The 13,286-nt window shown below is 48.7% G+C and carries 13 protein-coding genes; 10 read left to right on the plus strand and 3 right to left on the minus strand.

Annotation, left to right across the window (positions count from 1 at the left end; all coding sequences use genetic code 11):
- Nucleotides 1-98: 98 nt before the first annotated feature.
- The 4 genes from groES to WN59_RS12575 all read left to right on the plus strand — a co-directional run bounded on the left by groES (nt 99) and on the right by WN59_RS12575 (nt 4,049).
- Nucleotides 99-383 (plus strand): co-chaperone GroES, encoded by a 285-nt coding sequence (gene groES, locus WN59_RS12560; RefSeq protein WP_046517920.1) that lies wholly within the window; start codon nt 99-101, stop codon nt 381-383.
- Between the two features lie 58 nt (nt 384-441).
- Entirely contained in the window at nt 442-2,073 is a 1,632-nt protein-coding gene (gene groL / locus WN59_RS12565) for a chaperonin GroEL (protein WP_046517922.1), read from the plus strand.
- Nucleotides 2,074-2,232: 159 nt separating this feature from the next.
- Nucleotides 2,233-3,465, plus strand: a complete 1,233-nt coding sequence (locus tag WN59_RS12570) for a dicarboxylate/amino acid:cation symporter (RefSeq protein WP_046517925.1) — start codon at nt 2,233-2,235, stop codon at nt 3,463-3,465.
- Between the two features lie 14 nt (nt 3,466-3,479).
- The gene (locus WN59_RS12575; protein WP_052747443.1) at nt 3,480-4,049 is read left to right on the plus strand and encodes a M15 family metallopeptidase; all 570 of its coding nucleotides are present in this window, start codon (nt 3,480-3,482) and stop codon (nt 4,047-4,049) included.
- A 65-nt stretch (nt 4,050-4,114) separates the two neighbouring features.
- On the opposite strand, the gene WN59_RS12580 is transcribed toward WN59_RS12575, so the two are convergent.
- On the minus strand, nt 4,115-4,354 hold the full coding sequence (locus WN59_RS12580) for an indolepyruvate ferredoxin oxidoreductase subunit alpha (RefSeq protein ID WP_017549553.1): 240 nt from the start codon (nt 4,352-4,354) through the stop codon (nt 4,115-4,117).
- A 218-nt stretch (nt 4,355-4,572) separates the two neighbouring features.
- Between WN59_RS12580 and WN59_RS12585 the strand changes: the two genes are divergently transcribed.
- From WN59_RS12585 to WN59_RS12595, 3 genes are all read left to right on the plus strand, one after another.
- Nucleotides 4,573-6,573 carry a penicillin-binding transpeptidase domain-containing protein gene (locus WN59_RS12585; RefSeq protein WP_046517929.1) on the plus strand — a complete coding sequence of 667 codons (2,001 nt, stop codon included), beginning with the start codon at nt 4,573-4,575 and terminating at the stop codon, nt 6,571-6,573.
- A gap of 226 nt (nt 6,574-6,799) precedes the next feature.
- Nucleotides 6,800-7,633, plus strand: a complete 834-nt coding sequence (gene proB / locus WN59_RS12590; protein ID WP_046517933.1) for a glutamate 5-kinase — start codon at nt 6,800-6,802, stop codon at nt 7,631-7,633.
- 5 nt (nt 7,634-7,638) lie between these two features.
- On the plus strand, nt 7,639-8,910 hold the full coding sequence (locus tag WN59_RS12595) for a glutamate-5-semialdehyde dehydrogenase (RefSeq protein WP_197073428.1): 1,272 nt from the start codon (nt 7,639-7,641) through the stop codon (nt 8,908-8,910).
- A 104-nt stretch (nt 8,911-9,014) separates the two neighbouring features.
- Here the strand turns inward: WN59_RS12595 and WN59_RS12600 are convergent, their stop codons facing one another.
- Both WN59_RS12600 and WN59_RS12605 read right to left on the minus strand, forming a co-directional pair.
- Nucleotides 9,015-9,215, minus strand: a complete 201-nt coding sequence (locus tag WN59_RS12600) for a cold-shock protein (protein WP_017549549.1) — start codon at nt 9,213-9,215, stop codon at nt 9,015-9,017.
- Nucleotides 9,216-9,448: 233 nt separating this feature from the next.
- Complete coding sequence (locus WN59_RS12605) at nt 9,449-10,339, minus strand: fructose bisphosphate aldolase (RefSeq protein ID WP_046580666.1); 891 nt, start codon at nt 10,337-10,339, stop codon at nt 9,449-9,451.
- 244 nt (nt 10,340-10,583) lie between these two features.
- Between WN59_RS12605 and WN59_RS12610 the strand changes: the two genes are divergently transcribed.
- From WN59_RS12610 to hxlB, 3 genes are all read left to right on the plus strand, one after another.
- Nucleotides 10,584-11,585 (plus strand): acyl-CoA thioester hydrolase/BAAT C-terminal domain-containing protein, encoded by a 1,002-nt coding sequence (locus tag WN59_RS12610; protein ID WP_046580668.1) that lies wholly within the window; start codon nt 10,584-10,586, stop codon nt 11,583-11,585.
- A 148-nt stretch (nt 11,586-11,733) separates the two neighbouring features.
- Nucleotides 11,734-12,738, plus strand: coding sequence for a substrate-binding domain-containing protein (locus WN59_RS12615; RefSeq protein ID WP_046580670.1), 1,005 nt, complete (start codon nt 11,734-11,736; stop codon nt 12,736-12,738).
- The gene (hxlB, locus tag WN59_RS12620; RefSeq protein ID WP_046580672.1) at nt 12,731-13,273 is read left to right on the plus strand and encodes a 6-phospho-3-hexuloisomerase; all 543 of its coding nucleotides are present in this window, start codon (nt 12,731-12,733) and stop codon (nt 13,271-13,273) included. Before WN59_RS12615 ends, hxlB begins: the two co-directional genes overlap by 8 nt.
- Nucleotides 13,274-13,286 lie beyond the last annotated feature (13 nt).

A 13,286-nucleotide genomic window follows, 5' to 3' on the forward strand; every position in this document is an offset into this window, starting at 1 on the left:
TTTTTGACCAACTTTGATTATTATTTAAATTGCTGGCACTAAGAACTATCGAGTGCTAACATCCATTTTATTTTAACTTATCTAAGGAGGGCTTTCACGTGTTGAAACCATTAGGCAATCGGGTAGTTATTGATCTGACTCAAAAGGAAGAAACGACTAAAAGCGGCATCATCCTGACTGAATCAGCGAAAGAGAAACCGCAGGAAGGTACAGTCGTTGCTGTAGGTTCCGGCAGAGTTCTGGACAATGGCAATAAGGTGGAACTTGAAGTTAAAGAAGGCGATCGTGTGGTTTATTCCAAATTCGCCGGTACAGAAATCAAACATGGAGACAAGGATTATCTGATCGTTTCTGAAACGGACATTCTGGCAGTCATCGGATAATCTGCTGATAATGGAACGATAATACATTAATATATGATTTTTAGGAGGAATTTTACACATGGCAAAAGAAATAAAGTTCTCAGAAGACGCTCGCAAATCGATGCTCGATGGTGTCGATAAACTTGCAAATGCTGTAAAAGTGACGCTTGGTCCGAAAGGGCGCAACGTCGTTCTGGATAAATCATTCACTGCACCGCTCATCACAAATGACGGTGTGACAATCGCAAAAGAGATTGAGCTTGAAGATGCTTATGAAAACATGGGTGCGAAACTGGTGGCCGAAGTTGCGAACCAGACGAATGAAATTGCGGGAGACGGTACGACAACCGCAACGGTCCTCGCCCAGGCAATGATCCAGGAGGGGCTGAAGAACGTGGCAAGCGGCGCGAACCCTGTCGGCATCAGAACAGGTATCGGCAAAGCGGTCGAAGCCGGTGTGGCAGAACTGCAGAACATTTCCCGGCCGGTACAGGATAAAGAGGCCATTGCGCAGGTCGGTGCGATTTCTTCCGATGACCCTGAAATCGGCGAGTACATTTCAGAAGCAATGGAAAAGGTCGGCAAGGATGGTGTCATCACCATCGAAGAATCCCGCGGATTCAAGACTGAACTTGAAGTGGTTGAAGGGATGCAGTTCGACCGCGGATATACTTCACCATACATGGTGACAGACTCTGAAAAGATGGTTGCAGACCTTGATAACCCTTATATCCTTGTTACGGATAAGAAAATCTCCAACTTCCAGGATATTCTGCCGCTGCTCGAGCAGGTGGTACAGCAGTCCCGCCCGATTCTCATCATCGCTGATGATGTTGAAGGTGACGCGATGGCAAACATTGTGCTGAACAAACTGCGCGGCACATTCACAGCAATTGCTGTGAAGGCACCCGGCTTCGGTGACCGCCGCAAAGCGATGCTTGAGGATATCGCAGTCCTTACAGGCGGACAGGTTGTTACAGAAGACCTTGGTCTTGACCTTAAAGATACGACAATCGATATGCTGGGTACAGCCTCCAAAGTCAACGTCACAAAAGATGATACGACTATCGTCGAAGGTGCCGGTGAAAAAGATAATATCGATGCACGTGTCGGACAAATCAGAGCGCAGCTTGAAGAAACAACATCAAGCTTTGACAAGGAAAAACTCCAGGAGCGCCTTGCCAAGCTTTCAGGCGGCGTGGCAGTCGTCAAAGTCGGCGCTGCGACTGAAACTGAGATGAAAGAACGCAAACTCCGCATCGAAGATGCACTCAACTCCACACGCGCAGCTGTAGAGGAAGGCATCGTTTCAGGCGGCGGAACTGCGCTCGTTTCCGTGCATAAGAAAGTATCCGAAATCGAAGCGGAAGGGGACGTCAAGACCGGTGTGAACATCGTTCTCAAAGCCCTTGAAGCACCGCTTCGCCAAATCGTGGAAAACGCTGGCATGGAAGGCTCAGTCATCGTAGAAAAACTGAAGACCCAGGAAGCGGGCGTCGGCTACAACGCGGCAACAGACGAATGGGTCAACATGATCGAAGCGGGAATCGTGGATCCTACAAAAGTGACACGTTCCGCATTGCAGAACGCAGGTTCAGTCGCTGCTATGTTCCTGACAACAGAAGCGGTAGTCGCTGACATTCCTGAAGAAAACGGCGGTGGCGCCCCTGATATGGGCGGTATGGGCGGCGGAATGCCGGGCATGATGTAATCCCGCTTACATTTGTACAGAATAGCGAAGGAGGCAGTCCCGAAAAGGGTCGCCTCCTTTTTATATGCCGAAAACATGTAAAATGAAATTACTCAAAGCGTTTCAGGGTATAAACATATAAAGTGTCTGCTGTATAAGTCATACTTGAAGGGGTATGCCATGAAACTGTTCAAAAAGTACCTGGAAACACCGCTGCTTGTGAAAATGTCCATCGGTTTCATACTGGGAATCATCACCGGACTCATACTCGGGCCGTCTGCCGGCATCTTTGAACCATTGGGAACGCTGTTCCTCAATTTGCTGCAGATGATCGTCATCCCGCTCATCCTTTTCACGCTCATCGTGGCTGCGAATAACTCCAACCCCGCCGGTCTCGGCAGGGTGGGCGGCAAGATATTCGCGTATTATCTTCTGACCACCGCCATCGCAGTGACTGTCGGCATCATCTTCTCTGTCGTCTTCAATCCGGCGAGGGGTGTCACACTTGGAGATGCCAAGGTCGAGACGCCGGAGGCTCCGTCATTTGTGGAGACATTGTTGAACATTGTTCCATCCAATATTTTTGAAGCGCTGGTGGAAGCGGATGTTCTGGCCATCGTATTCGCAGCACTGGTATTCGGTTTTGCGATTTCCTACATGCGCTACAGTGAGGACAGACGGATGAAGCGCCTCGGCGGTCTGCTCTTTGATATTTCGGACGCCATTACGGAAGCGACGCTCAAAATATTGAAGGGCGTGCTGCAGTATGCACCGATTGGTGTGTTCGGCATCGGGGCATCGACATTCGGCAACCAGTCACTTGAAGTGCTTGGATCACTGATTGCACTGACTGTTGTAACCTACAGTGCTTTCATCGTCCATCTGCTGGCAGTATATTTGGTGCTGCTTTTGATATTCAAGGTGCCGGTCATAAAATTCTTCAAAAATATCAGGGAGGCGATGGCTGTTTCATTCATCACGTCATCAAGTCTCGGTACACTGCCGGTCACGTTGGAATCCGCCAAAAAAGCTGAGATTAGCGAGGAAGTGTCATCTTTCACCATACCGATCGGCGCGACTGTCAATATGGATGGCGCCGCCATCCGGCTTGGGATAGCGGCAATATTTGCTGCAACGATTGCAGGTGAGGATCTGACACTTTCGGGCATGTTCCTGATCGTGGTGACAGCCACTCTCACATCCATCGGTACAGCCGGCGTCCCGGGTGCGGGGATCGTTGCGCTATCCATCGTCCTGACCCAGGCGGGGCTGCCGCTCGAAGTCGTCGCCATTGTTGCAGGGGTTGACGCCATCATACAGATGGGATCGACCTCGCTCAATATCACCGGAGACCTTACCGGGGCGAAGCTTGTGGATGAAAGTGAGAAGAGGGCACGACGCAGGAAAGGATAAAGAGGTATGTAAATATGAAAGACAGGAAGAACAGACTGCTTAAAGGGGTGGCCTTACTGATTCTGATCATGCTCGTTGCCGCCTGCAACCATATGGACGGGCGATACGAGGAGTTTGATGAAAATGCACCGATGCCAAAAGAACTGCACCCGGCGGTCGAGGAGTATAAAAATATTCTGCTTGACCGGGCGGCGGAACGGGATATAGATGTTGTCATCACAGAGGACATCCGTTCTGTCAGTCAGCAGGATGAACTGTATGAACAGGGACGCACTTCAGAAGGTGAGATAGTTACGCGGGCCAGAGGCGGCGAATCCTATCATAACTATGGTCTTGCCGTCGACTTTGCACTAAGGGATGAAGAGGGGGAGATCATCTGGGATACGGCATATGACGGCAATGGTAACGGAAAGTCTGATTGGATTGAAGTCGCGGATATCGCCAAATCGCTCGGATTTGAGTGGGGCGGGGACTGGGAGGACTTTCCAGACTACCCCCATCTGCAGATGGACTTTGGCCTCAGCATAGATGAACTTCAAAAAGGGTGGCGGCCGGCGGAGGATGCCGGAATGCCGGATGAATGAAAATTCCCCGGACACGGGAGAAATGTCTTCCGTGTCCGGGGAATCAGTATGTCGGATTGTGATCGTTACTTGATGCCGTAGAATTTCTCGGCTTTCTCAAGGAACGGTTCATCTTCAGGTGTCATTTCGTATTCTTCCACGATCGCATCCACCGGACATGCCGTTACGCATGCACCGCAGTCGATGCAGATTTCCGGATCGATGTAGAACTGGTCCGGACCTTCTTCTATGCAATCTACAGGACAAACTTCAACGCAATCTCCGGATTTTTCCTCCATGCACGGTTGAAGAATTACATATGCCATAGTAATTACCTCCTAATTATAAATATCATAAGCGCACTGCCCTTAATCAATTAATATATTTAAATGGTAAGCTAAATTCAATGATAGGTCAAATGGGACTTGTTTGTAATGGGTACTGAGTATGAGTTTGGAACTGTATCCGGAAGGTAATTGATTTCAGGAGCGGGTGAATTTCTGTATAATGACCTTAATCTCGATTTTAATGTTAGGGTGAGAAAGTGAAAAAGAAAATAGTATGGATAGGTCTGGCGGTTGTGGCGCTCGGTGCAGCGGTACTCCTGGTACTGAATTCCGGTCTCCTGCAGAAATCTGAAGATGAAACACTGGACAGCTTCACTGCTGCCTATGAGAAGCAGAATTTCGACGGACTGTATGGCTATGTCAGTGATGAAGCAAAAGGTTCATATTCCGAGGAGGAAGTGGTGGACCGAAGTGCACAGGTTTTTGACAGCCTCGGCGTCGAACAGGTGACACTGGATAATCTCGAGGAATCCGAATCGGGTTCTGATGACAATTCCAAAAAATATACCGGCGAACTGACGATGGATACGGCATATGGTGAATTGAAGCGGGATTATGAAATCCTGCTGTCATATGATGATGAAGCGGGTGACTGGTTCGTCGAATGGACACCGGATATGATCATACCGGGTCTTGCGGATAATGAACTCAACATAGAACCGTTGAATGGTGAACGCGGTGAAATCCTTGACAGAGATGGCGAACAACTTGCGTTCAATGGTGTGAAGGAAACAGTCGGGTATACTGCCGGCTCAACAAACGAAGAGGATATCCTCTCACTTGCCGATGAGCTTGAGATGAGTGAAGAGAGCCTGGAGAACCTGTTTGACCAGGAGTGGATCAGTGACGGTATGTTTGTGCCGATCAAGGATGCACACAGGTTCACTGAAGAGGAAAAGCAGAAATTCAGCGATAACGGACTTTCAGTCACAGAATCACCTGCCCGTGAATACGCACTGGATAACGCCACATACCACCTCCTCGGGCACGTCGGTGAAGTGACGCAGGAAGAGATGGAGGCAGGTGAAGGCTATCAGTCCGGAGATATCATCGGCAAACGCGGCATTGAAAAACTCTATGAAGAGAAACTCAGGCCGGAACACGGATACAATATTTCAATCGTTGACGGGAACGGAGAAGAAGTGGAAAATCTGTTCTCCAAAGAACCGGAAGACGGCGAGGATGTTGAACTGACAATTGACAATGAAATCCAGCAGACGATCTACTCGAATCTCGAAGATGATTCAGGGGCAAGTGTCGCCATGGATCCATCAAACGGCGATATGCTCGCAACGGTAAGCTACCCGAGTCCGAGTCCCTACGATTTCATGTTCGGCATTTCACAGTCCGACTATGATGCCCTCAATGAAGATGAGGATAACCCGCTGCTTAATAAGTTCAACCGGGCCACGTCCCCCGGATCGACCCAGAAGATGCTGACGTCCATCGTTGCGATGAATTCAGAAGGCTTTGACAAGAATGCAACTCGGACAATCACCGGCAAAGGCTGGCAGAAAGACGGCTCCTGGGGCGGCTATCAGGTCAACCGCTACCACGAAATTGACGGCGAATTCGACCTTAAACGGGCACTGACCTACTCTGACAACATTTACATGGCCCAGACAGCACTTGATCTCGGGGCCGAAACGTTCGTCCAGGGCATGGAAGATCTCGGCATCGGACATGTCTATGATACAGACTATCCAATCTACACGAGCCAGGTGGCGAACGAAGAGACAATCGACAGTGACATCCAGCTGGCAGATACGGCATATGGACAGGGACAGTTGATGATTTCACCGATACAGATCACTTCCATATACAGTGCCATCATCAATGGCGGTGATGTGTACACGCCCCACATCCTGAAGGAATCTGAAGATGAAGTGCAGATCGAAGGCATTTCCAGCCAGGAAAATCTGAACTATCTGGAAGAGGCGATGAGGGCGGTAGTCACGGAAAACCACCCGGATGATACAGAGCGGGATTACGCAGAGTTTGCAGGCAAGACGGGCACCAGCGAGAACAAAGTCTCCCAGGAATCAAGGGGTTCTGAAACCGGATGGTTCATCGGTTACGACCAGGGAGAAAAAGACATGATGATGAGCCTCTATGTGGAGGATGTTGAAGACCGGGGAATGAGTGAATACACTGCTGGGAAATTCGCAGAGATCCACGATGACCTGAATGAAGAATAGGACGCGAGACCGGCCGGTTTTCGGCCGGTCTTTTTGATGCAGAAGTATATACAGGTTTGGAATTATATTTTTTCAAACTAAGGATCCATTTGCTTTATTAATGTAATTATACCAATGAAAACGTTTTATTATATAGAAAAAGAGAATAATCGGGGATATAAGGTGGATTTTTATACTATATTCTGTATAATTAAAAGCATTATCTTTAGCAATAGGAGTGAAATGGATGAATCGTGATATTTTAAAAGAATGTAAACGCGTCGTCATTAAAATTGGTACGAATTCCATAATGAAATCCCCGACAAAGGTGGACTACCACAAGATTGACCGTCTTGCTTTCGTCTGTTCATCTTTGCAGCAGCAGGGAAAAGAAGTCGTATTGGTATCTTCCGGGGCTGTGGGTGTAGGGGCGAGCACGCTCAAAATGGACAAGTATCCGAGTGCTGTTGCTGAACAGCAGGCGCTTGCCTCCGTCGGCCAGAGTGCTTTGATGAACCTTTACAGCCGTTTTTTCCAGCACTATGAACAATATGTCGGCCAGATACTCATGACGCGGGATATCATCAACTACCCCAACTCTTATGCTAATTGTAACACATCCATCAATTCGCTTTTGGACAAGAATATAATACCCATCATCAACGAAAATGATGCGGTTTCTGTGGATGAATCAGGACACTGCACGAAATTCGGAGAGAATGATACGCTGGCTGCCGTAGTGGCGGAACTGGTGGATGCGGACCTTCTCATTATCATGAGTGATGTGGACGGACTGTATGATTCCAATCCCCACACGAATCCGGACGCGGCACTTATTTCATACGTCGGTGAAATCGATACCGACATACTGTCCATGGCAGGCGGTGCAGGCTCCATATTCTCAACCGGGGGCATGGAGACGAAACTGAAGGCGGCCCAGAAGATGATGTCGATCAATAAGTCCATGATGATCATTTCAGCGGAAAATCCGAACATCATATTCGATATTCTGAACGGCGAGGATGTGGGAACCTTTTTCAAAAAGAACGAAGCCGAACTACAGATACAGGGGGATGAATGAATCATATGACTGAAAATGTACTGACAGGAGAAGCAGTAATTGAAAATTTGGGAACGAAGGCGAAACATGCGGCGAAAGTGCTGAGGAAACTGTCCGCCAAGGAAAAGAACACAGCGCTTGAAGCGATGATTGAAGGTTTGAAGAACCATACTGGAAAGATTCTTGAAGCCAACAGCAAGGATATCGAAAACGGGAAAAATAACGGCCTGGGCGATGCGCTGATTGAAAGGCTGACGCTCAATGAAGAACGTCTGGCCGGCATGCAGGACGGACTCAGGCAGATGACGGAACTCACCGATCCGACGACACAGAATGACGGCCAGTGGGTGAACGAACAGGGACTCAAGATCGGTAAAGTACGCGTGCCGCTCGGTGTGATTGGAATCATCTATGAATCCCGTCCGAACGTCACAGTGGATGCTTCGGGACTTTGCCTGAAAGCGGGAAACGCTGTGATACTGCGCGGCGGGAAGGAAGCGATGAACAGTAACAGGGCGATTGTTGAAGCACTGCAGGAAGGATTGTCCGGCACTGCCGTGCCAAAAGAAAGTGTGCAGCTGATCACGGATCCTTCAAGGGAGCTTGCGGCGGAATTCATGCAGGCGAATGAGCATGTGGACTGCCTCATTCCGAGAGGCGGGGCCGGACTCATCCAGACCGTGCTGAAACAGGCCACCGTCCCGGTGATAGAGACAGGAACCGGGAACTGTCATCTGTATGTCCATGAGTCAGCAGACCCGGAAATGGCGAAATCACTGCTCATAAACTCGAAGACACACAGGGTATCCGTGTGCAATGCACTGGAGACACTGCTCATTGATGACAGCGTTGCAGAGAAGGAATTGCCCGCACTCGGGGAGGCATTGCTCGAAGCCGGTGTAGGGATTCACGGGGATGAAAAGACATGCAGCCTGATTCCTGAAGCCGTGCCCGCCACAGAAGCGGATTACAGCGAAGAATACCTGGGATATGAGATCGCCGTGAAAGTTGTCGACGGCTATGAGGCGGCAATCGACCATATCGACGGATATTCCACAGGGCATTCGGATGTAATCGCCGCAACAGATTATCAGACCATCCAGAATTTCCTGAATGAAGTCGATTCCGCGGCAGTCTATGTCAACGCCTCCACACGCTTTACAGACGGGGAGATGTTCGGGTTCGGCGGGGAGATCGGTATAAGCACACAGAAGCTTCACGCCAGGGGTCCGATGGGACTTGAGGCGCTCACAAGCTATAAGTATGTAGTCGAAGGATCGGGACAGATCAGGGAATAGGAGTGGGAAAAGCAGTACCTCCGTTTCCAGGAACCCCGCATAACACAAAGAACCTCCCGGCAAAATGCCGGGAGGTTCTTAAATCTAACAAAACTTAATTATTATTAAAGTTTTACGATGTTAGCAGCTTGTGGTCCGCGCTGACCTTCTTCGATGTTGAATTCTACCGCTTGACCTTCGTCAAGTGTTTTGTAGCCTTCGCCTTCGATGTTGGAGAAGTGAGCGAATACGTCGTCTCCGCCTTCAACTTCGATGAAGCCGTAACCTTTTTCTGCGTTGAACCATTTAACTGTACCTTGTGTCATGAATGATGACCTCCAAAAATATATTTAATAATAATCCTAAATACGCTGGAATAAAAAAATCCACACATTACAAAAAGTACCGTCTAGTCACGATTACTCTTTGTAACATGTGAATTAGATATTGCTGTACTTAAAAATCTTATTAAGGACACTATACATCACATTCATATAAATGTCTACTGTAAAAGTGAAAAAATATAATACCGGCACTCCGAAGGGAGTGCCGGCCGTCATTACTTCTTGTTCACTGATGCGTCGTAGATCGTATCGACAGCATCCTTCAGTGCCTTGTTGAACTCTTCATCAGACTGGTTTGCATTGAGGTCTGATGCGAGTGCGCGGGAGAAGCTTGCGATGAGCCCCTCATTCTCTTTCAGCTTTTCGTTGGCCTCCTCGCGGGAATAGCCGCCGGAGAGGGCGACGACTCTGACGACGCGCGGATGATCGATGAGTGGTTTGTAGAGGTTAGCCACGGTCGGGATTGAAAGTTTCAGCATCACGTTCTGATCTTCAGACAGCTGGTCGAGATGCTTTTGGATTTCATTTTTAAGGATTTCCTCTGATTCGTCCTTATTGTCGCTGTAGACGTTCACTTCAGGCTCAATGATCGGAACGAGTCCTGCAGCAATGATCTGTTTGCCGACTTCAAACTGCTGGTCCACGACTTCTTTGATGCCCTGTTCGTTCGGTTCCAGAACATTTGAGCGCATCTTTGTACCGAAGACGCCGCGCTCATTTGCACGCTCGAGCAGGCTGTCAAGGTCGGGCATCGGCTTCATCAGCTGGACACCGTTTGCTTCATCAGCAAGTCCCTTATCAACTTTAAGGAAAGGAACGATCCCTTTATCAGCTAAATATTCAGCGGTATATTTGCCCTCGATCTTCCTGTCCATCGTCTGTTCGAACAGGATGGCACCCAAAATCTGATCTGCATTGAACGAAGGGGATGTGATGATGCGCGTACGCATGTCATGGACAAGATCGAACATCTCATCTTCACCGGAGTATGAGTCTTCCATTATGCCGTAGGCTTTCAGCGCCTTTGGTGTACTGCCGCCGCTCTGGTCCAGTGCAGCAATGAAACCGTTGCCGTTTTTGACTTTATCAAACTGTTCCTGGTTCATAAATTCCACTCCTTATTCTTTTCAGATACTTTGTTCATTTCCCTTAAGGCTTGAGTGACTGACAACAGACGATTCTACTACTCTAATTCTGTAACAGAATCGGCTGACAGTCAACTTTATTCCCTTTTTAACCTGAGTCCGAACAACCCGACGAAATGAGCTGTCTATCTTCATAATATTTTGGTGTGAATTTACATTTTAAGGGTATGTGAATAAAGACTGGACAGATACAGGGGGATGGATGATGAAAATTGTGCTTAAAGTATTTTTGGGTTTTGTGGTCCTTATTGTTGCTGTCGCCATCGCAGTGTTCGGCATGCGTATATACAACACACAGAAATACGATTTGTCCGGAGAAATGCCGAATTATCATGATCTGTCGGATTATCCGGATTCATTCACAGGAGGGACCATAGAGTATTTCGAGTCGGGCGGGGCGTCGGGTTTCCATCTGTTGCCCGATACGCCTGTTGCAACTGAGCCCATTGCCGTATTCGGAGGTTCCGAGGGCAGCAGTAATTTTGATATGGCACTGCAGCTTGCAGAGGAAGGCTATGAAGTGTATTCACTGTTCTTCTTTGGGGCACCGAACCAGAATGAAGAGCTCTCTCAAGTACCTTTGGAATTTTTCGGTGACTTTCTGAAACATGCAGAACTTGAAGGTGAAGAGGTCACTGTAATCGGTGCATCCAAAGGCGCGGAACTTGGGCTCGTGCTGACTAACTATTATGATGAAATCAGCAACCTGGTACTGTATGCACCGAGCAGCTATGTATTCCAGGGTCTCAGTTTCGGCCGGGAGTCCCATTCTTCCTGGACATGGGATGACGAGGATCTGCCTTACATCAGTCTGCAGCAGTCGGATTTCTGGGCATTCGCAAGAACGATTTTCGATTCGATTGTACTGAACCCGGTGAAATACAGGGAAACCTATGTTTCTGCGGTCGAAACAAATGATAACAGCGAAGCTAAGCGTATCGATACATCAAACTTCGGTGGAACCGCCCTTTTGATTGCTGGAGGGGACGACGCGATGTGGCAGAGTGAAACTGCAGCGAAAGAGATAGGAGAAGCACTGGGCGATCGGGCAGAGATGGATATATACCCTGAGGCGGGGCATCTGTTTGGTGCGCCGCCCGCAGTTGGCGGTCTTGCAGTTGGCGGTACGATCGACTCCAATGAGGCGGCGAAGGACGAGAGCGACCGTCATCTCCTGCAATTTCTGGAAGAGCATGTGAAGGACTGAACAGTGGGATTAAGAGAAAACCGGGGTTGGCCCCCGGTTTTTAAATTGGCTAAATTTTTAAATAAAGGTTGTAAAACGCTTACACATATCCTATACTTTAGTGAACCGATTTACTAAATCGGTTTAGTAAACGATGTGAGGTTATCGTATGAAAAGAGTGACCATCAACGATGTCGCACAGGCTGCACATGTTTCGAAAACCACGGTGTCCCATTATCTGAACGGCCGTTATACAGCGATGGGCGAGGATACAAAGAAGAGGATCTCGCGTGCCGTCCGGGACTTGAACTATCAGCCGAATGTCGTGGCAAAAAGCCTGAAAGATAAAAAAACGATGACCATCGGTATCATCGTGGCCAATATATTACATAGTTTTTCCACACAGATCATCCGGGCGATAGAGGATTATGCACGGCGCGTAAACTATCATGTCATCGTCTGCAATGCGGATAACGATCCGCATAAGGAGGAAGATTATATAAGGATGCTGCGGGCGAAACAGATAGATGGCATAGTAGTCATCCCGACCGAGGGGAATGCCGGTCTGTTCACCGGGCTCGCAGCAGACGGTTACCCGACAGTATTCGTTGACCGGATCATTGAAGGTGCCCCAGTACCGTCATTCATGCTCGATAACGAAACAGCGGTCCGTGTGGCATTCAGCCACCTTACCGGGAAAGGGCACAGTGCCATCGGTTTTGTGTCGCAGCCGCTTTGTGGAATAACACCGAGGCATGAGCGGATGGATGAGTACAGGCGGCTGTGCGGGAAGAACGACATGGGAACTTTTGAAATCGTTGGAAAACTCGATGTGATGGAAGATTGCATAAGCCGTCTGACAAGTGAGGGAAAACTGCCCGGTGCATTGATCGTGTCGAATGATCTGGCGCTGTTTGAAGTGCTGAAGGCACTAAAACATCTTGGGCTTATCATCCCGGATGATGTTTCCATCATTACCATAGATGATATTGGATTCGCTGAATTCTTCAACCCGGCAATCACAGTCGTGGCCCAGCCGGCATTCAGCATAGGCACAGAGGCGGCGTGGTCTTTGTTCGACATCATCAACGGAGAAGAGCGTCCGGTTAAAACGCACAGGTTCACGCCTGAATTGATAATAAGGGAGTCGGTGAAGGATTATGCAAATGAATGAAATTTTGAAAACGGTATCTGAAGAGGTTGGAAAGGTGTGCAGTTCTGTGGATGAGATGGAGCTTGAAGCACTCGGTACAAAAATCGAAGAAGCGGACAGTATCTATATATACGGCAACGGCCGGAGCGGCCTGGTGGGCAGGATGACCGCGATGCGGCTGATGCACAGCGGCTACAGAGTTTACGTGATTGGAGAAACGACGACACCCGCTTTCCGGGAAGGAGATCTGCTTCTCATTCTGAGCGGTTCAGGCAAAGGACACTCGGTCAGGACGATGACGGAGAAGGCAAAAAGGCTGGGCGGCAACACAGCACTTGTCACTGCATCAGACGACAAGGAACTCCGTGAAACGTTCGATGCGGTGCTGTCCATCGATGCCAGCACCAAACACAATGACATCCCGACAATCCAGCCTCTCGGCAATCAGTTTGACCAGTCCATGCATCTCATACTGGATGGTCTGATCATCAATCTCAACAAAAAGGCAGTCAAAGACGACCGGGAAATAAAAGCGAAACATTTCAATCTGGAGTAGAGGAGTACTATTT

Source organism: Salinicoccus sediminis, assembly GCF_000986795.1.
In the GTDB taxonomy this organism is placed as follows: Bacteria; Bacillota; Bacilli; order Staphylococcales; family Salinicoccaceae; genus Salinicoccus; species Salinicoccus sediminis.